The organism is Erythrobacter sanguineus, from assembly GCF_900143235.1.
Classification (GTDB): Bacteria; Pseudomonadota; Alphaproteobacteria; order Sphingomonadales; family Sphingomonadaceae; genus Erythrobacter; species Erythrobacter sanguineus.
Map to the genome: position 1 here is coordinate 73,078 of NZ_FRDF01000009.1, position 21,515 is coordinate 94,592.

General features: G+C 63.1%; 21 protein-coding genes. 10 read left to right on the forward strand and 11 right to left on the reverse strand.

Annotated features, from left to right (window positions below):
* Positions 1–43 precede the first annotated feature (43 nt).
* From BUA05_RS08785 to rpsF, 4 genes are all read right to left on the reverse strand, one after another.
* Positions 44–1,507: an AMP nucleosidase gene (locus BUA05_RS08785; protein WP_281247019.1), complete on the reverse strand. Its 1,464-nt coding sequence runs from the start codon at positions 1,505–1,507 to the stop codon at positions 44–46.
* A gap of 159 nt (positions 1,508–1,666) precedes the next feature.
* Positions 1,667–2,284, reverse strand: a complete 618-nt coding sequence (rplI, locus tag BUA05_RS08790) for a 50S ribosomal protein L9 (protein ID WP_072674292.1) — start codon at positions 2,282–2,284, stop codon at positions 1,667–1,669.
* Between the two features lie 13 nt (positions 2,285–2,297).
* Complete coding sequence (gene rpsR / locus BUA05_RS08795; protein ID WP_072674293.1) at positions 2,298–2,522, reverse strand: 30S ribosomal protein S18; 225 nt, start codon at positions 2,520–2,522, stop codon at positions 2,298–2,300.
* Positions 2,522–2,887 carry a 30S ribosomal protein S6 gene (rpsF, locus tag BUA05_RS08800; RefSeq protein ID WP_072674294.1) on the reverse strand — a complete coding sequence of 122 codons (366 nt, stop codon included), beginning with the start codon at positions 2,885–2,887 and terminating at the stop codon, positions 2,522–2,524. The genes rpsR and rpsF overlap by 1 nt, the downstream gene beginning before the upstream one ends.
* Positions 2,888–3,099: 212 nt before the next feature.
* Here rpsF and BUA05_RS08805 point away from each other — a divergent pair, with 212 nt between their 5' ends.
* Together BUA05_RS08805 and BUA05_RS08810 are read left to right on the forward strand one after the other, a co-directional pair.
* Positions 3,100–4,059: a DUF808 domain-containing protein gene (locus tag BUA05_RS08805; protein WP_072674295.1), complete on the forward strand. Its 960-nt coding sequence runs from the start codon at positions 3,100–3,102 to the stop codon at positions 4,057–4,059.
* A 10-nt stretch (positions 4,060–4,069) separates the two neighbouring features.
* Positions 4,070–4,705 carry a glutathione S-transferase family protein gene (locus BUA05_RS08810; protein WP_072674296.1) on the forward strand — a complete coding sequence of 212 codons (636 nt, stop codon included), beginning with the start codon at positions 4,070–4,072 and terminating at the stop codon, positions 4,703–4,705.
* A gap of 69 nt (positions 4,706–4,774) precedes the next feature.
* Here the strand turns inward: BUA05_RS08810 and BUA05_RS08815 are convergent, their stop codons facing one another.
* The gene (locus tag BUA05_RS08815; RefSeq protein ID WP_072674297.1) at positions 4,775–5,692 is read right to left on the reverse strand and encodes an alpha/beta hydrolase; all 918 of its coding nucleotides are present in this window, start codon (positions 5,690–5,692) and stop codon (positions 4,775–4,777) included.
* Between the two features lie 46 nt (positions 5,693–5,738).
* Here BUA05_RS08815 and BUA05_RS08820 point away from each other — a divergent pair, with 46 nt between their 5' ends.
* Together BUA05_RS08820 and BUA05_RS08825 are read left to right on the forward strand one after the other, a co-directional pair.
* Entirely contained in the window at positions 5,739–6,362 is a 624-nt protein-coding gene (locus BUA05_RS08820; protein ID WP_158093698.1) for a TetR/AcrR family transcriptional regulator, read from the forward strand.
* Positions 6,363–6,655: 293 nt separating this feature from the next.
* Complete coding sequence (locus BUA05_RS08825) at positions 6,656–7,321, forward strand: hypothetical protein (RefSeq protein ID WP_143736631.1); 666 nt, start codon at positions 6,656–6,658, stop codon at positions 7,319–7,321.
* Positions 7,322–7,685: 364 nt separating this feature from the next.
* Here the strand turns inward: BUA05_RS08825 and BUA05_RS08830 are convergent, their stop codons facing one another.
* Genes BUA05_RS08830 through BUA05_RS08840 form a run of 3 tightly spaced genes read right to left on the reverse strand, consistent with a single transcriptional unit; the run spans position 7,686 to position 10,959 of the window.
* The gene (locus BUA05_RS08830; protein ID WP_072674300.1) at positions 7,686–9,245 is read right to left on the reverse strand and encodes a class I adenylate-forming enzyme family protein; all 1,560 of its coding nucleotides are present in this window, start codon (positions 9,243–9,245) and stop codon (positions 7,686–7,688) included.
* On the reverse strand, positions 9,242–9,496 hold the full coding sequence (locus BUA05_RS08835; RefSeq protein WP_084662553.1) for a hypothetical protein: 255 nt from the start codon (positions 9,494–9,496) through the stop codon (positions 9,242–9,244). The genes BUA05_RS08830 and BUA05_RS08835 overlap by 4 nt, the downstream gene beginning before the upstream one ends.
* 35 nt (positions 9,497–9,531) lie before the next feature.
* Complete coding sequence (locus BUA05_RS08840) at positions 9,532–10,959, reverse strand: glutamate ligase domain-containing protein (protein WP_072674302.1); 1,428 nt, start codon at positions 10,957–10,959, stop codon at positions 9,532–9,534.
* Positions 10,960–11,014: 55 nt separating this feature from the next.
* Between BUA05_RS08840 and BUA05_RS08845 the strand changes: the two genes are divergently transcribed.
* The 6 genes from BUA05_RS08845 (at position 11,015) to BUA05_RS08870 (ending at position 16,637) form a co-directional block, all read left to right on the forward strand.
* Positions 11,015–11,845 carry an LD-carboxypeptidase gene (locus tag BUA05_RS08845; RefSeq protein ID WP_072674303.1) on the forward strand — a complete coding sequence of 277 codons (831 nt, stop codon included), beginning with the start codon at positions 11,015–11,017 and terminating at the stop codon, positions 11,843–11,845.
* Between the two features lie 37 nt (positions 11,846–11,882).
* Positions 11,883–12,821: an ACP S-malonyltransferase gene (fabD, locus tag BUA05_RS08850; protein ID WP_072674429.1), complete on the forward strand. Its 939-nt coding sequence runs from the start codon at positions 11,883–11,885 to the stop codon at positions 12,819–12,821.
* Positions 12,821–13,588 (forward strand): 3-oxoacyl-[acyl-carrier-protein] reductase, encoded by a 768-nt coding sequence (gene fabG, locus BUA05_RS08855; RefSeq protein WP_072674304.1) that lies wholly within the window; start codon positions 12,821–12,823, stop codon positions 13,586–13,588. The genes fabD and fabG overlap by 1 nt, the downstream gene beginning before the upstream one ends.
* A 160-nt stretch (positions 13,589–13,748) precedes the next feature.
* Positions 13,749–14,876, forward strand: coding sequence for a DNA polymerase III subunit beta (dnaN, locus tag BUA05_RS08860; protein ID WP_072674305.1), 1,128 nt, complete (start codon positions 13,749–13,751; stop codon positions 14,874–14,876).
* Entirely contained in the window at positions 14,876–15,523 is a 648-nt protein-coding gene (locus BUA05_RS08865; protein ID WP_072674306.1) for a glutathione S-transferase family protein, read from the forward strand. Before dnaN ends, BUA05_RS08865 begins: the two co-directional genes overlap by 1 nt.
* Before the next feature lie 31 nt (positions 15,524–15,554).
* Positions 15,555–16,637: a DUF2855 family protein gene (locus BUA05_RS08870; protein WP_072674307.1), complete on the forward strand. Its 1,083-nt coding sequence runs from the start codon at positions 15,555–15,557 to the stop codon at positions 16,635–16,637.
* A gap of 22 nt (positions 16,638–16,659) precedes the next feature.
* On the opposite strand, the gene BUA05_RS08875 is transcribed toward BUA05_RS08870, so the two are convergent.
* The 3 genes from BUA05_RS08875 to BUA05_RS08885 all read right to left on the reverse strand — a co-directional run bounded on the left by BUA05_RS08875 (position 16,660) and on the right by BUA05_RS08885 (position 21,378).
* Entirely contained in the window at positions 16,660–18,426 is a 1,767-nt protein-coding gene (locus BUA05_RS08875) for an N-acyl-D-amino-acid deacylase family protein (protein ID WP_072674308.1), read from the reverse strand.
* Positions 18,427–18,684: 258 nt separating this feature from the next.
* Positions 18,685–19,548, reverse strand: coding sequence for an alpha/beta fold hydrolase (locus tag BUA05_RS08880; protein WP_245790145.1), 864 nt, complete (start codon positions 19,546–19,548; stop codon positions 18,685–18,687).
* A 132-nt stretch (positions 19,549–19,680) separates the two neighbouring features.
* On the reverse strand, positions 19,681–21,378 hold the full coding sequence (locus BUA05_RS08885; RefSeq protein ID WP_072674431.1) for a PHA/PHB synthase family protein: 1,698 nt from the start codon (positions 21,376–21,378) through the stop codon (positions 19,681–19,683).
* Positions 21,379–21,515 lie beyond the last annotated feature (137 nt).

The following is a 21,515-nucleotide window of genomic DNA, read 5'->3' on the forward strand; positions in this document are numbered from 1 at the left end:
GCGACGAAACACCTTTCGCATCACGGCAAGGAGTGAGCCACCATCACCGGAACGGCGGTTCGTTGAAGGCGCGCAGTTTGCGGCTGTGCAACCGGTCGCCTTCGTCGCGCAGACGGGCGACAGCGACGATGCCGATCTGCAAGTGCGCGGCGATGGCTTCTTCGTAGAACTTGTTGGCCTGTCCGGGCAGCTTGATTTCGCCGTGCAGCGGCTTGTCCGAGACACACAGAAGCGTGCCATAGGGCACGCGGAAGCGATAGCCTTGCGTGGCGATGGTGGCGCTTTCCATCTCGATCGCAATCGCGCGGCTTTGCGAAAACCGCTTGGCCGAGGAGGAATAGCGCAGCTCCCAGTTGCGATCATCGGTGGTGACGACCGTGCCGGTGCGCATCCGCTGTTTCAGGTTGGCCCCCTGCACGCCCGAAACCTCCTCGGCCGCGCCGGCAAGCGCCTGCTGCACTTCGGCAATCGGCGGGATCGGCACTTCGGGCGGGAGCACGCAATCAAGCACGTGATCATCGCGCAGGTAAGCATGGGCGAGCACGAAGTCGCCGATCTTCTGGGTGGAACGAAGCCCGCCGCAATGGCCGATCATCATCCATGCATGGGGCCGCAGCACGGCAAGGTGATCGCAGATCGTCTTGGCGTTGGACGGGCCGACGCCGATATTCACCAGTGTGATCCCGCGCCCGTCCTCGCGGATCAGGTGATAGGCGGGCATCTGGTGCTTGCGCCACGCGGTGTCGTTGAGTTGATCCTGCGCCTGAAGGGTATTCTCGCGAATATCCAGCCCCGCCGCGCCGGTCAGCGCGACATAACCGTCTTTGCCGATCTGCTGCGCGCCCCAGTTCACGAATTCATCGACATAGCGGTGATAGTTGGTGAACAGGATGAAGTCCTGAAAATCGTTCACTTCGGTGCCGGTATAGTGCTTGAGCCGGGCCAGCGAGTAATCGGTGCGCAGGCCGTCGAACAGCGACAGCGGCATGTCCTGCGCTTCATCGAATTCGATCCCGTCAGCCAGCTCGTCACCGATCAGGGCAAGGTCGGTGGAGGGGAAATATTGCGCAATGTCCTGCGGCGCGATGCCGACCATCGCCGCCCCGGCCTCGCCATCGAGGACATAGGGGAAGGGGATTTCCTGCCGCGAACGCTCGATGCTCACATCGATCTCGTATTCGGTCGCGATCAGTTGCAGCTGTTCGGTCAGGTAGGAGGCGAACAGATCGGGCCGGGTGATGGTGGTTGTGTAGGTGCCCGGCATTTCGAGCCTGCCGAAAGCGCGGCTGCGATCCTGCGGGCTGCCATTGCCGCCATAGCGCAGGGTGATCTGGGGGTAGGAATAGCTGCCATCCTCGCGCTTGCGCTGCGGGGGCAGGGTGCCGCTTTTGCCAAAGGCGATAACATCTTCGCGCAAGGCACTGACCGCCGCGTCGTAATGCTGCTGCAATTGGGCGAGGATGGTCGGAATATCGATCATGGCAGCAGCTTGTTCCTTTGTCGTTATCGTTCAGCGACAGGCTTTGGCCCGGTTACAGCCCTGTTTGCAAGGCAGACTGTGTACCACACGGCCTGTTTACAAGAAGGGCCGCGAGGATCGCATCCGATCCCCGCGCCCTTCCGCAAAATCTTGGCCGCAAGGCCGGTTTGATCAGGCCCGGCGGGCTTAATCCTCGCCGTCTTCCTCGCTGCGTTCTTCAAGCAGTTCGGCGGGGATTTCGCCCGGCTCAAGGCTGGTTTCGATGCGGGTGGCATCGACCTGTTCCTCGATCGCGCGCTGTTCATCTTCGAACATCTGCGCCAGCACGTCGACACCTTCGCTCTGCAGTTTGGCTTCGTCGTCCGAACGCGCGACATTGGCTTTCACCATGACGCGCACTTCGGGGTGCAGGGCGATGGTCACATCATGCATGCCGATATTCTTGATCGGTGCACCGAGGATCACCATGCGCTTGTCGATGTCGTGGCCCTGATCGGCAAGCCCGGCGACCATGTCGCGCACGCTGACCGAACCGTAAAGCTGCCCGGCGTTCGAAGCGGCGCGGATCAGCACCACTTGTGCGCCGGCAATCTTTTCGCCCTGCTTTTCAGCTTCGGCGCGGCGCTCGGCATTGTCTGCCTCCAGCCGGTCACGATTGGCCTCGAACACCTTCTTGTTGGCTTCGTTGGCGCGCAGGGCCTTCTTCTGCGGGAGCAGGAAGTTGCGCGCATAGCCGTCCTTCACGGTGACAACGTCACCGATCGAGCCGAGCTTCTCGATGCGCTCAAGGAGAATGATATCCATGGTCTTTCTCCTCTTACTTCACGATGAAGGGAAGCAGGCCGATCTGGCGTGCGCGCTTGATCGCCTTGGCGAGTTCGCGCTGCTTCTTGGCGGAAACGGCGGTGATGCGCGACGGCACGATCTTGCCACGTTCAGACATGAAGCCCTGCAGCAGGCGCACGTCCTTGTAATCGATCTTGGGGGCATCCTTGGCCGCGAACGGGCAGGACTTGCGGCGGCGGAAAAACGGGCGGGCCATCAGTCGCGCTCCTCACGTTCGACGCGGCGCTTACGCTCGCGTTCGTTCTTGCGCATCATCACGCTCGGGCCTTCCTCGTGTTCTTCCACGCGGATGGTGAGGTAGCGGATGACGTCTTCGTTGATACGGGTCTGACGCTCAAGCTCGGCCACCACGTTGCCGGGTGCATCGATGTTGAGCATCACGAAATGCGCCTTGCGGTTGCGCTCGATCTTGTAGGCGAGCGACTTGAGGCCCCAGGTTTCTGTCTTGATGACCTTGCCACTGCCTGCCTCGATGATTTCGGTGGCTTGCGCCGCCAGCGCGTCAACCTGAGCCTGGCTCAGATCCTGACGCGCAAGGAAGATGTGCTCATAGAGCGCCATCCGCGTATCCTTTCACTTTCCTGCCGATCGCTGGCTGATCCGTTCGGCTGAACGGGGCCCCTCCGGCTTTCTTCGATAATCGCGAGGGCGGTTCCCTTGCGAAGAGCGCGGCCCTTACAGCTTCCCGCGTCAATTGCAAGACTTGTCGGCGGGCAGGCGGAGGTGCAGGCGCGCAATCCGGTGCCAGCGATTCGCACCAGGGGAATGAAGACATGCCATCAGGTCTGGTTGCGCTGCTCGATGATATCACGGTGATTGCCAAGGCGGCATCGGCCTCGCTCGATGATGTCTCGGTTGCTGCGGGCAAGGCGGGCAGCAAGACCGCGGGCGTGGTGATCGATGATGCGGCGGTGACGCCAAGCTATGTAACCGGCCTTTCTCCGGCGCGCGAATTGCCGATCATCTGGAAGATCACCAAGGGCAGTTTCAAGAACAAGCTGCTGATCCTGCTGCCCGGCGCCTTGCTGTTATCGGAATTTCTGCCCGGGGCGATCATCTGGCTGCTGATGCTGGGCGGGGCGTTTCTGAGCTATGAAGGCGCGGAAAAGGTGCTGGAAAAGCTGGGGCTGGGCAAACACGGCGCGACGCTGGAAGACGAAATCCGCGACCCGGTCGCGTTCGAAAACAAGCGGGTGGCGGGCGCAATCCGCACCGACCTGATCCTGTCAGCCGAAATCATGGCGATCACGCTGGCCGCGCTCGATCTGGATGTGTGGTGGGAACGCGGGCTGGCGCTGGCGCTGGTGGCGGTGGTGGTCACCGTGGCAGTTTATGGCACGGTGGCGGTGATCGTGAAGATCGATGATGTCGGGCTTTACCTTACGCAACAGGCCAACGCGGCGAAACAGGCTGTCGGGCACTTTCTGCTGCGGTTCGTGCCAAAGCTGCTCACCTTCCTGTCGATTGTCGGCACCATCGCGATGCTGTGGGTCGGCGGCGGGATCATTGTTCACGGCACGCATGAAGTGGGTTTCCATGCGATCTACGATATTGTCCACGGCGCGGAATATGCGGCGGCGGCGATGACCGGCGCGGCAGGCAGCGTGGTCGGCGGCGTGCTGGGCTGGGTGACCTATGCGGCCCTATCGGCAGTGGTGGCGCTGGTGCTGGGCAGCGTTATCGCTCTTGTCCTGCACAAAGTGCTGGGTGTCGGTAAAGCAGAAGGACACTAAGCCTGATCGAATGACGAAACCTGTTCTTCATACCTGCGCCCGTTCACGCGGCCTGCGCGCCACCTGGGCGGCGGAAGAGGCCGGCGTCGATATCGATCTCAGGATCCTGCCGTTCCCGCCGCGCTATCTGGCACCCGAATATCTCGACCTGAACCCGCTGGGCACCGTGCCGCTGCTGGTGGACGGCGCAACGCGCCTGACCGAAAGCTGCGCCATCGCCCATTACCTCGCCACGCGAGAGGGTTACACCCCGCTCGCCATTGCGCCGGGCGAGGAGGATTATGGCGCGTATCTCGACTACACCTACCACGCCGACGCGACGATCACCTTCCCGCAGACGGTCTACATGCGCTTTGCCATCTTCGAGAAGGACAAGGGATGGGCCGAAGCCGGGCACGCCTATGCCAAGTGGTTTCACAAGCGCTTGGTCAAGGTCGAGCAGCGGCTTGAGGGCCGCGAATTCCTGTGCGCGGACCGCTTTACCGTGGCCGATATCTGCATCGGCTATGCGCTGGTCCTTGCCCAGAGTGTGGGGCTGGACGAGGGCGTGCCGCAAAGCCTCAAGGATTACCGCGCCCGCCTGACCGCCCGCCCTTCCTACCAGCGGGCCTTCACGCGTGAGGAAGAGGGCAGGAAGGCGCTCTAGCCCCCTCGCCGCGGGTAAGGCCCGGAACGCCTGCCGGGGTTTGGATGCCGGGGATTGGGCGGGTTTCGGTCAACCAGCGATGCGGCCGAGAAATGCGGCGATGTGTCCGGTCAACTCGCGGTAGGCTGGTTGTTCAAGCGGCAGGTGCGAGCCGTTGCGCAATTCGACAAATGTTTTGCAGGCTTCGATCCGGTCAAAGGCCGCAAGGCTGATATCGGTCGGGGTCCAGGCATCGGCGCCGGGATGGACCAGCAGCAACGGGCAATCCAGCCTGAGCGATTGCGGCGCAAAGGCGTGCACTGTCCGGAAAAACCTGATCGGCTTCCAGCTTGCGCCGATCAGCGGATCGGCCGAAAAATACCCGGCCATGCGCTTGTTCGCGCTCATCTTGGCAAGCGGCACTGCCAGCCTGAGCGGCAGCCTGATCTGGTCCAGAATGGCAGGGGCAAGCGCCATGCCCATGAGGCTGAGGCGCCCAAGCCAGCGCCACCGCGTGGCCTGAACGAAATTCCGGCCCATTGAAGCATCGAGCAAGGTCGTTGCGATCACGCCGGCAACATTGGCGCTCTGCTGCGCGGCGAAGACGGAGGTCATCCCACCGAGCGAGAGGCCCATGAGCACGACCGGTTCGGCTTGTGCGTTGGCGATTTCGGCAATGACTTTCGGCCATTCGGCATAATCCCAGTCAAAAGTCGCAGACGGCGTGGTCAGACCGAATCCCGGAAGATCGGGTGCGAGCACCCGCCAGCCCTGCTGTGCGATCGGTTCGGCAAAGGGGGCAAGAATGCGCCCGTTGCCGCCGCCGCCATGAACCAGAATGACTGTGCCCCGGCAGGGCCCCACGGCCGCCCATTCGTCGATCCGGACATCATGCCCGCTAACCGGAACAAAGCGCTCGTCCGGCGTGGCTTTCAGATCAATGCCGAATTCCTCGGCAAGGATGGTTCGGTAGGCCGTCCACGAGGCCAGTTCGGAAAATGTCTGCATGCGCGAATTATTGAATAATCGCTCGATTTGTGAAACTCGGGTTCCCATGCCCCGCCAAACCGCAGCCAGCCCCGCCAGAAAGCCCGCAAGACGGGCTGTGCAGGCGCGTTCGCGCAACACGGTCGAGGTCATTCTTGAAGCTGCTGCTCGGATTTTGGCCGCCGATGGCTGGGCGGCCTTCAACACCAACGCGGTCGCCCGGATTGCCGGTGTGTCGATCGGATCGGTCTACGAATATTTCGCCAACAAGGAGGCCATCCTCGACGTCTTGCTCGATCGTCACCTTGCCAGTGGTGAGGCGCAGATCGCAGGTCTGGCCGGGATTGCCTCCGATGCGCTTTCGCTCGATGAAATCGTCCGCTTGCTGGTCGAAGGCTTCATTGCCGTTCACCAAGACAATCCGAAGCTGCACCGGGTGCTTTCGGCAGAAGTGCCAATTTCAGATCGACAGCGTGATCGCATCAATCACATCCGCAGCCGGGCCATCGCCCTGCTGGCTGACCTGCTCAATGGAAGAGCCGCGCGCCCCCAGCTCAAGGCCGCGATGATGATCGATGCCGCAGACGCCCTGACCCATCGATGGTTCGTTGATGAACAAGGCGTCCCCGCGCGTCCCGATGAAATGACGCAGGAACTGCGGCAGATGCTGCGATCCTACCTCACGCAGTAAAGCTGGCGGCCCCCCTGCAAGAAGATTGAACGGCTTGCGCAAGGCTGGCGAATGACAGCAAGGGGCGGCAGGCGCATTCCCGCTTCCGGCAGATCGGGGAATGAGGTTATCGGCAAGTTGGTGAAAAAGGCGCGGTGATGGGCGCAAGATCGCGCGATATGTGGTGCAGCGAAAGGCCGGAACCGGTCACCCAAAAGGCTGATGCAGGATCGGTTTGCGCGCTCATCCCACGTTCATGGGATGCTGCAAAGAATGATGGTGACCATGCCTTGGGCTTTGGAAATGCAAGGAGATTGAGCCTGTTGCGCGCGGCTTTGCCATTCTTTGTGCTTTTGCAGGCATCCGGACTTGCGCCTTTGCAGGCATCCGGGGTTTCGGCCGAGGTCAGCGAGCCTGTCAGCCTCGGAGAGGTGGATGCCGCGCTCAAGGCGGTGCGCGGATTGCTGCCTGAATGCGAGCCGGGCTGCATCACCCCTGACGAGGCGACCGCAATGGCCTTTGCCACTGGCGAGGAGGGAACGCGGCCGGGGCGCTTTCTGCTCGACATACGCGGCGGCGGCCAGAGCATCCACGGGGAGCTTGGAACGCTGTTCTTCGTCAATTCGCGGCAGGATTACGCCACGCTCGGCACGCTGACCATCGCCTTCGAGCCTGATGCGCTGCGTGGGCTGCTGCAACGCGCGCGGGTGTGCGGGGCGGCCAGTGTGATCGAGGGACAGATCGACGTGAAAGGCTGCCGCTCCGGCGGGGTTTCCGATCTCAACATGTTCACGATGATGCAGCGGCTGGGCGGTCGGCGGATTGCGGTAGATGGCGAGGTCCGCCTGCAATGGATCGATTCGCATATCGGATCGCCCCGGCCTACCGCCAACAAGCGCGGTGAGCATGAGGTGGGATATTATCAGGTGTGGGTGCGCGTCGCCGATGCAGACCAGGTCATCTTCGTTCATGACGATTAAGGGCTGAAGGCTGAAGGCTGGCGAATTGCGCCAGACAACAGGTCGGCGGCGCTGGTGCCCGAATGTCTTGAGCAGGACATGTGTGCGACGGGGGCGCCAGCCCAATTTGCGCCTGCCCAATTTGGGCCCACCATGCGCCAGGATTTCCTACGCCCGGCCCGGGCGCCATGATCCGCGCTGCTCTTTCACATTGTTCTAAAGGCGGCGTCACGGGGGCGCCCGCAACCCCGCTGCAACCCTTTTTTGCGCGCGCACACCTTGTCCGTCCGCGAGGAGGGGTGAATGGTAAGCAACTGAAATGCATATTGAATAACAGGATCAGCAAAGTGCGCAGGGTGTGTACTTTGTGCACTTTGCGAAGGGATCAGGCCGCCTGATCGGGGGTTACCGGCCGGGCTGACAATTCCCGCCGCAGCAGCTTGCCGATCGGATCGCGCGGCAGGCTGTCGACGAATTCGATATAGCGCGGGCGCTTGTAACCCGCGATCTGCCCCTTGAAACGGGCGGTGATGACCGCGCGGGTCAATTCCATGCCCGGTTTCAGCACCACAAACGCCTTGACCGCTTCACCCCATTGCCTGTCGGGCACGCCGCAGCAGCCTGCATCGGCGACTTCGGGCATGGCGGCGAAGATGGCGTCGACTTCAGCCGGGTAGACATTCTCGCCGCCGGTCTTAATCAGTTCCTTGGCGCGGCCGAGCAGGTAACCGCGCCCGCGTTCGTCCATCGTGCCAAGGTCGCCGGTGCGCAGCCAGCCATGCCCAAGCGCGGCCTCGCTCGCTTCAGGGTTGCGCCAATAGCCGAGCATGACCGAGGGGCCACGCAAGGCAAGCTCGCCTTCCGCGCCGGGGGGCAGGTGATGGCCTTGCGGGTCGAGCACGGTCATCGTCACATGCGGCAGCGTCCAGCCGATCGACCGGGGCGCTTCGATCATGTCGGGATAGTCGATGAAGGTGGCAAAGCCGCAGATTTCGGTCTGGCCATAACCGCCGATGACCCGCGCATCCCACTGCTGTTCGATGAATTCATAGATCTGCGGGCGGCCCATCCCCGCGCCCCCGGTGTAATTGGTAAGCGGCATCACGCCATTGCGGATCGGCTCCATCGCCTGCCACGGGAAAGCAATGGTGGGAAAGGCGCTGGTGGTCGTGCAGCCTTCGCGGTGGAGCAGATCGAGGATCGCGGCATTGTCATCATCGCGGCCCGCGAACACCGATGTGCCCCCGCAGGCCAGCATTGCGGCAACCTGCTGCATGCCAACGACATGAAACAGCGGATTGACCGAGAGCAGGCGTTCGCTGTGCAAGAACCCGCGATGTTGTGCAAAGCCAAGCGCCGATGCGGCAACCGCGCTGCCCGCCTGCAGGCAGCCCTTGGGCCGGCCGGTCGTGCCGCTGGTATACATCATGTACAGCGGCCGATCGGGCGCAAGATCGGGCATGGTGCCGCGGGGCAGGGCGGTGGTGGCCAGCGTTTCGAACGCGCCATGCGGATCGTGGCGTTCATCCACCGCGATCACCTCGCCCGCTTCGGCCTCGGCCAGCAGCCCGGCAAAGCGCGGGTTGACGAAAGTCATCGCCGGTTCGGCATTGCCGATGATCCATGCGATTTCGCCCGGGGCCAGCCGCCAGTTGAGCAGCACCGCGATCGCGCCGATCCTGCCGCAGGCGAGCAGCGTGGTGAGAAATGGCGTCCCGTCGGTCAGCAGCAGCGCTAACCGGTCGCCCGGGGCGATGCCGCGTGCCAGCAGCCAGTGGGCGAGATTATCGACGCGGGTTTCAAGCGCGGCCCAGGTCAGGCGCTGCGGGCCGTCAACCGCGGCGAGACGGTGGGCGTGGCGCGCGGCGCAATTGGCCAGCAACGTGTCGAGGGAAAAATCACGCGGGTGCATGGACGGCACGCTAACCATGCGCAGGCCTTTCATCCATCAGCGTTTTTGCCATGCCCGGCGCCCAGATCCTGCCCGCAGCGGGTGCAGATGCGGTTGGGCCAGGGTATGACGAAGATCCCGCAAAAAAAGGCATTCTTGCCGCATCGCGGGCAGTTGAACCGCAGCATCGGCGCATTGGCGACCATCAGCAGGATGATGGCGGCGGCAAAGGCGAGGCTTGAATGGCCATGAAAACGGTCCACCACCGCCACCAGCAAGACCGCCAGCGCCAGCGCTGCCAGCATGCGCCACGCATGGCGAACAGCCCGGGCGTAAAGTGTCAGGGCAGGCGGTCGAGCAGCGATTGCGCGAACTCCGCCAGCGTATCGTCGCGCGCGCCCATCACCACGATCCTGTCACCGGGCCGGGCGAGCGCGGCAATCCGGGTGCCGCAATCCGCGCGCGCCGCAATGTGCTCGGCATTTCCTCCGGCCTCGTTGATCAGGCGCACGATCCGCTCGCTTCCCTCGCTGCGGTCAACCGTGCCGCCGAAATAGACCGGATCGCACATGATCGTGATGTCATCCGGGCCCAGTTCACGCACGAATGTGGCGGCAAGCTCGGCCCCCATCTGCCGCAGCGGGCCATAGCCATGGGGCTGGAAGAAGGCGATCACCCGTCCATGGCTGGCCTTGAGCGTGCGCAAGGTTGCGGCGCATTTTTCGGGGTTGTGGCCGAAATCGTCGATCACGGTAATGCCGCCCGGCGAGGTGCCGATCACATCGAACCGCCGCGCCAACCCGGCGAAACTGCGTAATGCATAGGTGGAATGGCCGATCCCGATCCCCGCTGCGCTTGCCGCTGCAATCGCTGCCAGCGCATTGGAAAGGTTGTGCAATCCGGGCATCGGCAGGATCAGCGGGAACACCTCGCGCCGGCGGTTGTCGATCACGGCCGCGCGGATGCCGAGTTCGCTCTGATCGATCGAATCCGGTTCGACGGTTATGTCCGCATCGCCGTTGCCTACCGCGAAGGTCACGCATTGGCTTGCCCTTGGCACCAGATAGCCTGCCTCCGGACTGTCGAGATTGATGACGGCGGTGCCGGATCTGGCGACGAAATTGCCAAACAGCACGCGCAGTTCCTCGATGCTCTTGTGGTCGAGGCTGACATTGAGCAGCACGCCCACGGTCGGACGGTAAAGTGCGATCGAACCATCGCTTTCGTCCACCTCGCTGATGAACAGTTCGGGCCTGCCGACGCGTCCACTGGCGAAGGGGTTGGCCGGGCTGGCGAAGTTCTTCATCACCGCGCCGTTCATCACCGTGGGATCATATGCGCCTTCATGCAGGATCCAGGCGATCATTCCGGTGACGGTTGATTTGCCCGATGTGCCGCCGACCGCTATCGCAAATCCTGCATCATTGAACAGCGCCGCAAGCAGCTCGGCCCGGCTTAACCTGTCGCAGCCCAGCTCCCGCGCCCGCGCCACTTCGGGCACGCTGTCCTCGATCGCGGCTGAGGCGACCAGCACCTGATCGGACGAGGTCACTCCGCTGCCATCCTGCGGAAACAGCGCAAAGCCGTGATTTTCGAGCCATGCGAACTTTTCAGGCGTCCTGCCGGAATCGCGGCTGCGATCCGACCCGGCGACGGGATGACCCAGCCCATGCGCAATCTGTGCGAGGGGGAGCATGCCCGACCCGCCAATGCCGCAAAAAAACAGCGGTCGCCCTGCAAGCGTCCCGGCCTCAAGCCCGTTATCCATGTTGAGCAAGGTTATTGACTTGCGCCAAGCCTGACAAGCGACATAGGCAAGGGATATGACGAATATCGCGATCTGTGCGCCAGCAACCCCGATCACCCGCGAGCAAGCCGAAGCGCTAGAGGCGCTGGTCGCTGCCGAATTCCCTGCGCACCGGGTGACGTTTCACGACCAGTGCTTTGAACGGCAAGGCCATTTTGCCGGGGATGATCTGGTTCGGCTTACCGCGCTGCTCGAATGCGCCAATGATCCGGCTTACGATGTCGTGTGGTTTGCCAAGGGCGGCTATGGCTCCAACCGTATCGCTGAAGCCGCCGTGGCGCGGATGAACCTGAGTGCGAGGGCCAAGACCTATGTCGGGTTTTCCGACTGCGGCTATCTGCTCGCCGCGCTTTACCGGGCGGGAATCGGGCAGAGCGTGCATGGTTCGATGCCGGTCAGCGCGCGTTCCGAAGGCGGGCGCGAGGCGATCCGGCGGGTGCTGCACTGGCTTGGCGGGGATACCAGCGGGGTTGAACCGAGCCTTGATGGCAGCACGCCCGCGGCAGCGTTCAACCTGATCACACTGGCGATGATTGCCGGCACGCCGATGATGCCCGATCTCACCGGCCACGTGGTGATGGTCGAGGAAGTGTCGGAACATCTCTATGCCATCGACCGATTGTTCTTCCACCTCGCCGCAACCCTTCCGCGGGTCGCGGGCCTGCGTCTTGGCGCGGTTACCGACGTGCCGGAAAACTATGTCGAATTCGGCCAGAACGAGGAAGACATTGCCCGCTATTGGTGCGACCGGGCCGGCATTCCCTATCTGGGTCGCGCGCTGATCGGGCACAATTCTGCCAACAGGGTTGTGCCCTTCGGGCTTGCCAGCCCGCCCGCGCAGACGTAACCGCGCCCGCCAAAACAAAGCAAAAACGGGGTCGATGATGCGCGCGTTTCTTTTTCCCGGACAGGGCAGCCAGAAAGTCGGCATGGGCGCTGAGCTGGCGCAAGCGAGCGGAGCCGCCCGCGATGTGTTTGGCGAGGTCGACGAAGCGCTGTCGCAGAAGCTTTCGGCGCTGATGCGCGAAGGGCCGGAAGATCAGCTCACCCTCACCGAGAACGCCCAGCCTGCGATCATGGCCCATGCAATGGCCACTGTGCGCGTGCTGGAGCGCGATTTCGGCGTGGCGCTGACCGCGCAGGGCCACTGCGTCGCGGGCCACTCGCTCGGGGAATACACCGCTTTGTGCGCGGTCGGGGCTTTCAGCCTCGCTGACACAGCGCGCCTGCTCAAGCTTCGCGGGCAAGCGATGCAGGCCGCCGTTCCGCTGGGCGAAGGCACCATGGCGGTGCTGCTGGGTGCCGATATCGACCAGGCCAAGGCATTGGCTGAGGCGGCGGCACAGGGTGACGTGTGTGACGTTGCCAATGACAATGACCCCTCGCAGGTCGTGCTGTCCGGGCATACTGCCGCCATCGAACGGGCGGTGGCGCTGGTGAAGGAATACGGGATCAAGCGCGGCATGATCCTCAATGTCTCGGCCCCATTCCATTCCTCGCTGATGGCACCGGCCGCCGCGCGCATGGCCGAGGCGCTGGCCGAAACGCCGCCTGCGGCGTTCACTCTGCCGCTCTATGCCAATGTCACCGCCGCGCCCGTTACCGACCCCGATGCGGAGCGCGCGCTGCTGGTCGAACAGGTCACCGGCCGGGTGCGCTGGCGCGAAAGCGTGCTTGCCATGCGCGCCGATGGGGTGGAAAGCTTCGTCGAACTGGGCGGCAAGGTGGTGGGGCCGATGGTCGGCCGGATCGACCGCGAGGCGCAGGTGACGAGCCTCGTCACGATGGCCGAACTTGAGGCGTTTGCGAAGGAGATGGCGTGATGTTCTCACTCAAAGGCATGAATGCGCTGGTCACCGGCGCGAGCGGGGGGATCGGGTCGAGCATTGCCCACGCGCTCGCCAGTCAGGGCGCGCGTCTGGCGCTGTCGGGCTCCAACGCGGCCAAGCTGCGGGCGTTTCGCGATGAACTCAACGAAACCTATGCTCACCACGATCATGATGGCCATGTCGAGATTACCTGCGATCTGGGCAACACCACGCAGGTCGAAGAGCTGATCCCGGCGATGCTCGATACGCTCGGCACGATGGACATCCTTGTCAACAATGCCGGAATCACGCGCGATAATCTGGGCATGCGGATGAAGGATGATGAATGGGATCAGGTGATCCGCATCAACCTCGAAGCCGCTTTTCGCCTGATGCGCGCCGCGGCCAAGCCGATGATGAAGGCGCGGTTCGGGCGGATCATCAACATCACCAGCGTGGTTGGTGCGACCGGCAATCCGGGGCAGATGAACTATTGCGCGGCCAAGGCGGGCCTCACCGGCATGACCAAGGCGTTTGCCCAGGAAGTCGCCAGTCGCGGGATCACGGCCAATTGCGTCGCGCCGGGATTCATCCGCACCGCAATGACATCGGCGCTTGATGAAAAGCAGCAGGCGGCCATCAATGGTCGCATCCCGATGGGCCGGATGGGCGAAGGCAGCGAGATCGGCGCAGCTGTCGCCTTCCTCGCCAGCCGCGAAGCCGCCTATGTCACGGGGGAGACGTTGCACGTGAACGGCGGGATGGCGATGCTGGGGTATTAAGATGGGCAGTGTTTTCCCCTTATCCCCAGCCGCGTGGCCCCTCGTAAAGCCGCCAGCTTGCCCGTATTCTCGGCTGCGCTAAGGTTTCATGCACTTTCCGGCGCTTGGGTGCGATTCCTCGCGGCTCCTGCGCCACACACAGGAACGATAGGGACAAGCGATGAAGGCCACGATCGAACGCGCGACGCTGCTGCGGTGCCTTTCCCATGTTCAATCGGTGGTAGAGCGGCGCAATACCATTCCGATCCTCTCTAACGTGCTGATCGACGCAAGCGACGGCGGCTCTGTCCGCGTGATGGCGACCGACCTCGATCTGCAGGTGGTAGAGACGATGTCGGCCTCCTCGGTTGATCAACCGGGCGCGATCACCGTTTCGGCGCATCTGCTGTTCGATATTGCCCGCAAGCTGCCCGAAGGCAGCCAGGTCAGCCTGACGACCAGCGAAAACCGCCTGGAGGTCAAGGCGGGCCGTTCCAACTTCAAGCTGCCAACCTTGCCGCGCGATGATTTTCCGGTGATCGTCGAAGGCGATCTGCCGACCAGCTTTGAGCTGCCCGCCCGCGTGCTGGCCGAGCTGATCGACCGCACTCGCTTCGCTATCTCAACCGAGGAAACACGTTATTATCTCAACGGCATCTTCCTGCATGTGACCGACGAGGACGAGCCGCTGCTCAAGGCCGCGGCGACCGATGGCCACCGGCTTGCCCGCTTCACCCTGCCGCGCCCCGAAGGCGCTGCCGGAATGCCCGACGTGATCGTCCCGCGCAAAGCCGTGGGCGAATTGCGCAAGCTGCTGGATGAAGCATTGGACAGCAATGTGCTGATCGATCTGTCGGCCAGCAAGATCCGCTTCGCGCTTGGCGGCGAGGGCGGCGTGATGCTGACCTCCAAGCTGATCGACGGCACCTTCCCCGATTACAGCCGCGTCATCCCGACCGCCAATGACAAGCTGCTCAAGGTTGATCCCAAGCTGTTTTTCTCGGGCGTGGACCGCGTGGCGACCATCGCTACCGAGAAAACCCGCGCGGTCAAGATCGGGCTCGACCATGATCGGGTGACGCTGTCGGTCACCTCGCCCGACAACGGCACCGCGGCCGAGGAACTGGCAGCGGACTACAAGGCCGAAGGCATGGAGATCGGGTTCAACGCCAATTATCTCAAGGATATCCTCGGTCAGATCGATGCCGAGACGGTTGAACTTCACCTCGCGGACGCCGGCGCACCGACCCTGATCCGCGAGAACGAGGCCAGCCCGGCGCTTTACGTGCTGATGCCGATGCGGGTGTGATGCCCGCAGGCGCCGAAGCCGTCCCGCAGGTTCGGATTTTCGGTACGGTCATTTCGACCTATACCCGCATTATCCAGATCACCTGCGAGGAAGCGGGGCTTGCCTATGCGGTGACGGCCACCGCCGCGCATTCGACCGCCAATCGCCATCCGTTCGGCAAGGTGCCGGTGGTGGAGGTCGACGGGCTCGAGCTTATCGAGAGCGTCGCGATCACCCACTATATCGACAATGCCCACAACACAGGCGCGCTCCAGCCCGCAGGCCCTGCTGCGCGGGCGCTGATGGACAAGTGGATCGCGATTGCCAACAACTACCTGTTTCCACTGTTCGAACATGGGCTGGTCATGCCCTGGATCATGCACCGCGTTGGCGGCTTTCCGCTTGATCGTGACACAATCGACCGGGCCTTGCCGCAGATCAGCCGCGCGCTGGGCTTTCTCGAAGCCGAGTTGAGCATTGATGGTGGGTGGACGGCGCTGGATGGATTCACGCTTGCCGACGTGTTTCTTTATCCGGTGCTGCGTGGGCTGGAACTGACTCCGCAGGGCGGGGCTGGCATCGTCCAGTGTGACCGACTTCATGCCTGGCTCGGCACCTGCCGTGCGCGCCCGTCGATCATCGCAACCCGCTGGGAAAGCGAACCGTAAGCGGTTAGAGCGGGGGCAAGAGGAGACCAAAATGACCATCACTCAAGTCCATGTCCGCAAAGCCGCTCTGAACGATGCGACGCTGGCCGAAGTGCCGCTCGCCCCTCTGGCCGAAGGCGCCGTTCGGTTCGCGGTGGAAAGTTTCTCGGTCACTGCCAACAACATCACCTATGCGGTGGTGGGCGACGGGTTCAAATATTGGGATTTCTTTCCTGCTCCCGCCGGCATGGGCATCGTGCCGATGTGGGGTCATGCGCAGGTGATCGAAAGCCGGCACCCCGATATCGCCGTGGGCGAGCGGGTCTATGGCTATTTGCCGATGGCGAGCCATCTGGATGTGCGGCCCGGCAAGATCAGCCCCGGCGGATTTCTCGACACCACCGATTACCGCCAGCCGATGAGCCCGGTCTATAACAGCTACACCCGACTTGCGGCCGACCCGGAGCATGACCCGGCGCATGAGGCCGAACGCATGATCTTCGGCCCGCTGTTCCGCACCGGGTTCCTGATCGAATACTTCCTGCGCGGCGAGAACTGGTTCGGGGCCGAGCAACTGGTGGTCACCAGCGCCTCATCGAAGACCGCGATGGGCCTTGCCAGCGTGGCGCGGCAGCAATCGCCCGGCATCCGGCGTATCGGACTCACATCGAAGGGCAATGTCACCTTTGTCGAAGCGAGCGGGCTGTATGACGATGTCATCGCCTATGATGATCTGGAACGCCTGCCCGTGCTGCGCAGCGTCAGTGTTGATTTTGCGGGCAATGCCGATCTGCTGGCGCGGGTGCACCGCCACTTCGAAGATGCCCTTGCCCATTCGGCGCTGGTCGGCGTGACCCATATCGAAGCCCGCTCGACCTTTGGCGGCGGGGAACCGCTGCCGGGCCCGAAACCCGCCCTGTTCTTCGCGCCCGATCACGCCGTCGCCTTCTTCAAGGCGCACGGGGCCGAAGAAGGCGGCAAGCTGGTCGCGGCCGCATGGCGCGAATTCCTCGCGGCGGCGGATGGCACCATCACGATCGAGCGTCACAAGGGTCTTGGCGAGGCGCGCGCGGTGTTCCTCGAAATGCTCGGCGGCAAGGTTGACCCGGCCAAGGGGATCGTGATCGAGCCTTGACAGGGCGCGGCGAAGCGGCGGATTATTCCGCCGCTTCGGCCATCTCGACCCGCTGCGGGCCGCGGATCAAGCCGCCGGGGGTTTCGCCGGTCCAAGCCCCACCGCGGAAGGTCACAGCGCCGCACTTGATCGTGGCGACATAGCCCTCGGCCTTCTGCAGCAACCGCTTGCCGCCAGCGGGCAGATCAAAGGCGAGCCACGGCTTGCCCAGCTTCAGTGCATCCATGTCGATCACGTTCAAGTCAGCCAGATAGCCCGGCGCAATAACCCCGCGATCCTCCAGCCCGTACAGCAGTGCGGTATCGCGGCACTGCCGCTTGATCGCCTGCTCCAGACTGATCCGTTCCCCGCGCCTGCGGCTCTTCACCCAATGTTCCAGCATGAAGGTGGGCGAGGCCGCATCGCAGATCGTCCCGCAATGCGCGCCACCATCCGACAGCGAATTCACCGTGTCTTCTGCGTGCTGGAGCGGGTGCAGGAAATCGAGGTTCCCTTCCGCATAATTGAGGATCGGCAGGTAGATGAATCCCTTCCCATCGCCTGCGCAAAGCAGGTCATAGGCATATTCCTGCGCGTCCATCCCCGCCGCGCGGGCACGGGCGTTGACGCTTGCCTCGGGCGCTGGCTCGTAATCGAAATCCGGGTCCATCTCATATTGCAGCGCCCAACCCTGGGTGATCACCATGACCACGCCGATGATGTCCATCGGGGCCTCGGAATAATCATTGGCCTCGGCCAGCAATTGCGCCTTGAACGCCGGGTCGAGCAGTTTCGCCTTCTGCGCATCCCAAGGCAGGTCCTTGATCGCCTGCCAGCTCGGGCGGAAGGCGAAGGGGTTCACCGTGCCTTGCCACGCCATGATGATGCCATTGCCGCGCAGCGCGATCTGGGCGACGATATTGGCGCCATTGTCGTTTTCGGCGCGCATCAGGGCGATCTGTTCATCGAGCGGCATTTCCTTGGCGATGGATTGCAGCGCGGCGAAGGTGACGGGGATGCCGGCCTCGCGGCTCAGCTTGCCCATCCATGCAAATTCGTTCCATTCGCGCTTGAGGTCGCTCGCCATCTCGAACACGGCATGGCCGCCTGCGGCCTTGGCGCGGCCCATCGCCTTGCCGATGGCGACCAATTCTTCGGGCGTGGCGGTGGTGCCGGGGACAAGCTCGCCATCGACCGATTTGTGCAGCACCGTGCGCGAGGTGGAAAAGCCCAGCGCGCCTGCGCGCACGCCTTCTTCGACGATGGCGGACATGGCGGCGATATCCTCGGCGGTCGGCACAGCGCCCGGCTGTTCGCGTTCGCCCAGCACATAGGCCCGCACCGCGCCGTGCGGGACATGGGTGCCGACATCGACAGTGCGGGGGAGTTTCTCCAGCGCGTCGAGATATTCGGGGAAGGTCTCCCAGTCCCACGTCATCCCTTCGGCAAGCGCGGTGCCGGGGATGTCCTCCACCCCTTCCATCAGGCTGATCAGCCATTCGTGGCGATCGGGCTTGGCAGGCGCAAAGCCGACCCCGCAATTGCCCATGACGACGGTGGTCACCCCGTGCCAGCTTGAAGGGGCCATTTCCTGATCCCAGGTGGCCTGCCCATCATAATGGGTGTGGATGTCGACAAAACCGGGGGTGACGACCTTGCCGGTCGCGTCGATTTCCTCGGCGGCGGTGCCGTTGATGGTGCCGACCGCGACGATCAGCCCGTCCTTCACCGCAACATCGCCGGTGAAGCCGGGTGCGCCGGTGCCGTCAACAATCGTGCCGCCCCGGATGATGAGGTCGTAATGCGCCATGTTTTCTCTCTCCCTTATTGGCCCGGATCATGTCGCAAAGCGTGCTGGCCTGCAAGATCGTCGGAAAGCCAAGCCTTGTGTCATGCACGGGGCGACAAGTGGGAGAACGACAGAAAATCACCCAACGTCAGACACAGCGCAGCCGCTTGCGACGCGCCAAACGCCGTCGCCTAGCGGGCTATCTGGCGCAAACCCGCATCACACGATCTTGCAACGCAAAACATCAGGCTCGGCCCAAGCGCAGCCCGCGCCGCTGGCTTACGCCGCCGCCATTCGCCGCGCCTCTTTTTCCGTTTCCGGCGCATCGAGGAATTCGCGGATTGCCGCCACGCTTTCATCGGCGTGGGTCAGCAGGAACAGGTGGCCACCGCCTTCGAATGTCTGCAGCCGCGAATTGGGTATCATCGCCTTCAGGATCTTGCCATTGGCAAGCGGCACGATCTGGTCATCCTCCCCCATCATGATCAGCGTCTGCTTGCTCATGAAGGGCAGGGCAGGCAGGCTGGACCAACCCATCATGCACAAAAGCTGATACATGTAGCCGCGCGGGGAAGGGGGCTTCAGCCGCCCGATATGGCTGTCTTTCTGATGTTCGGCCCCGTCCTTGTCGACCCCGCCGTAAAGCGTGGCGAAATGTTCGTTCATGAATTCTGGGTCGATATAGCGGCGCGGGTCGGCCATCTTGCTGAAGGCCGCCGGATTGCCCGGCACCATCACCATGCCCGGCGTGGTCGCGATCAGCGTCAACCGGCGGGTGCGCATCGGATGCTGCAGCGCAAAGTGCTGCGCCATCGCGCCGCCCCACGAAACGCCCATGACGTCGACTTCCTCAAGCCCGTATCGCCCCAGCAACTGGGCTGCGGTCCAGCTCATGGTGAAGGGGTTGTAGGGGATCAGCGGATCGGGTGATTCGCCCGTTCCCGGCATGTCGAACATGATGAAGCCGCGTTCTGGCATGGCAGCGGCAAGCGGGGCCACGGCCTCGATATTTGCGCCGATGCCGTTGAAGAACAGGACCGGAAGATGATCGGACGGCATATTGAGGCGCCATGCCGCAGTCCGTAGCGTCCGGCCGCCCACTTCTTCCATCGTGACGACCGCGTCGTCCATTGCATTGGCCACGAAAAACCCGTCCTTTCTGTGCGCCTGATGCGGCGCGGGTCGGGCGCGCGCGTTGATCCCTTAACGCGCGCGCCCACATCAAATTTCACGCCCGCGCTGCCCCCTCGGCACCGCTTGCGCTGCACTGCAATATCAGACTTCTTCGATAACGTAGAGTCCCGGTGCCGGGTCGAGCGGCTGATATGTGTCATTGCCCAGGGCTTCAGGCGCGGGTTTGGTCTTGCCAGAGCGCGCCTGCACCCATTCCATCCATGCCGGCCACCAGCTGCCCTTCACCTCTTCGGTGCCCTGCAGCCATGCGTCGGGGGTGGCGGGGAGCTTGCCCTTCTTTTTCTGGACGTAATACTTGGCCTTGGGATTGGTCGGCGGGTTGAGGATCGCCTGCATGTGGCCCGATTGGCTGAGCACGTAGGTCACGTCCTTGGAACCGAACAGCTGGGTCGAACGATAGGTCGCCTTCCACGGGGTGATGTGATCGGTTACCCCGCCGAGGATGAACAGATCGGATGTGACTTTGCTGAGGTCGATCTTGTGATCCACCATCTCGACCTCGCCCGGCTTGGTGAAGGCGAGGGTTTCGTAGATCGTCAGGAAATCGCCCATCAGGCTGGCCGAGAGGTTGGTCGCGTCGGCATTCCAGAACAAGACGTCAAAGGCCGGCGGATCGGCGCCGAGCAGGTAGTTGTTGATGACATAGTTCCAGACCAGATCGTTGGGACGCAGCCAAGCAAAGCCCCGCGCCAGATCATCCGCCTTGATCACGCCGGCCTTCTGCGCGCGCTGGCGGGCGAGCTTCATGCCGTTTTCGGACACCAGCGATCCGGCCTCGATATCGGTTGCCTTGGGGTGCAGCACGCAGACCATCAGCGTCAGGGTGCCGAGCAGGTCGGATCCGTCGGCGGCGAGCTTCGATGCCAGCATCGCGGCGGTCTGCCCGCCCGAACAGCCGGCCGAAACATTAACTTTCTTCGCCCCGGTGATGGCCGCGACCGCCTCCATCGCCTCGCGGCAGGAATGGACGTAATCGGTCATCCCCCAGCGGCCCTGCTCCTTGGTCGGGTTGCGCCACGATATGACGAAGGTCTGGATGCCGTTGTCGACCTGCCATTTCACCACCGACTTATCGGGCGACAGATCGTTGATGTACATCTTGTTGATCTGCGGCGGGATGGTGAGCTGGGGGATTTCGTACACGTCGTCCGTGGTCGGGGCGTAGTGGATCAGCTCCATCATCTCGGTCCGCAGCACCACGGCGCCCTTGGACGTGGCGACATTCTCGCCCAGTTTGAACGGGCGCTTGTCGACCTGGCTGACCATGCCCTTGTTATGGACGAGATCATTATAGGCGTTCTGGAGGCCCTTGATCAGGCTCAGCCCGCCGGAATCGATCAGCCGTTTTTGCGCGGTCGGATTGCCGGCGAGGGTGTTGGTCGGTGCAAGGCCATCAAGGATGATGTTGGCGATGAAATTCGCACGGTTACGCTCAAGCTCGTCGAGCTCCAGCTCCTCGAGCCAGCTGCGCATCCCCTTCTGCACCGCGAGGTAATATTGCGCGCCTGCGCGGAAGAACGGGTTGAATGCCCAGGCCGGGTCCATGAACCGCTTGTCCTTGGGGTCGGGGGCGAGCTCGCTCTTGCCGGTCAGGATCTTGACCATGTCCTGCGCCATCGCGGTGGAGTGGCGGATGAATCGGGTCGGATCGGAGGCAGTCTCGCGCAGCAGCAGCGCGACCGCGCTGACGAAATCCTCGCGGGCGACGCCGATCAGTGGCCCAAGCGCAGAGGTCGACTGGGCTGCCTCGTTCTCGAGCCGTACTTCGCTGTCTGCCATCGGATCCCCTTTTCCTGCCTGTTTTTCTTGTGCGGCGCTGCGCCACTGACACGATGCAGCCAGCTTGCCCAACTTGCAAGCATCACGCGCCTGTGACCTGTCAATCCCTGCGGTTGGGTCTCCGCGCCGCAAGATTT

Coding starts and splice junctions, on each gene's coding strand:
- rplI (WP_072674292.1), bottom strand. CDS start 2,284: ATGGATATCATTCTCCTTGAGCGCATCGAGAAGCTCGGCTCGATCGGT.
- rpsR (WP_072674293.1), bottom strand. CDS start 2,522: ATGGCCCGCCCGTTTTTCCGCCGCCGCAAGTCCTGCCCGTTCGCGGCC.
- rpsF (WP_072674294.1), bottom strand. CDS start 2,887: ATGGCGCTCTATGAGCACATCTTCCTTGCGCGTCAGGATCTGAGCCAG.
- BUA05_RS08805 (WP_072674295.1), top strand. CDS start 3,100: ATGCCATCAGGTCTGGTTGCGCTGCTCGATGATATCACGGTGATTGCC.
- BUA05_RS08810 (WP_072674296.1), top strand. CDS start 4,070: ATGACGAAACCTGTTCTTCATACCTGCGCCCGTTCACGCGGCCTGCGC.
- BUA05_RS08815 (WP_072674297.1), bottom strand. CDS start 5,692: ATGCAGACATTTTCCGAACTGGCCTCGTGGACGGCCTACCGAACCATC.
- BUA05_RS08820 (WP_158093698.1), top strand. CDS start 5,739: ATGCCCCGCCAAACCGCAGCCAGCCCCGCCAGAAAGCCCGCAAGACGG.
- BUA05_RS08830 (WP_072674300.1), bottom strand. CDS start 9,245: ATGAAAGGCCTGCGCATGGTTAGCGTGCCGTCCATGCACCCGCGTGAT.
- BUA05_RS08835 (WP_084662553.1), bottom strand. CDS start 9,496: ATGCTGGCAGCGCTGGCGCTGGCGGTCTTGCTGGTGGCGGTGGTGGAC.
- BUA05_RS08840 (WP_072674302.1), bottom strand. CDS start 10,959: ATGGATAACGGGCTTGAGGCCGGGACGCTTGCAGGGCGACCGCTGTTT.
- BUA05_RS08845 (WP_072674303.1), top strand. CDS start 11,015: ATGACGAATATCGCGATCTGTGCGCCAGCAACCCCGATCACCCGCGAG.
- fabD (WP_072674429.1), top strand. CDS start 11,883: ATGCGCGCGTTTCTTTTTCCCGGACAGGGCAGCCAGAAAGTCGGCATG.
- fabG (WP_072674304.1), top strand. CDS start 12,821: ATGTTCTCACTCAAAGGCATGAATGCGCTGGTCACCGGCGCGAGCGGG.
- dnaN (WP_072674305.1), top strand. CDS start 13,749: ATGAAGGCCACGATCGAACGCGCGACGCTGCTGCGGTGCCTTTCCCAT.
- BUA05_RS08865 (WP_072674306.1), top strand. CDS start 14,876: ATGCCCGCAGGCGCCGAAGCCGTCCCGCAGGTTCGGATTTTCGGTACG.
- BUA05_RS08870 (WP_072674307.1), top strand. CDS start 15,555: ATGACCATCACTCAAGTCCATGTCCGCAAAGCCGCTCTGAACGATGCG.
- BUA05_RS08875 (WP_072674308.1), bottom strand. CDS start 18,426: ATGGCGCATTACGACCTCATCATCCGGGGCGGCACGATTGTTGACGGC.
- BUA05_RS08885 (WP_072674431.1), bottom strand. CDS start 21,378: ATGGCAGACAGCGAAGTACGGCTCGAGAACGAGGCAGCCCAGTCGACC.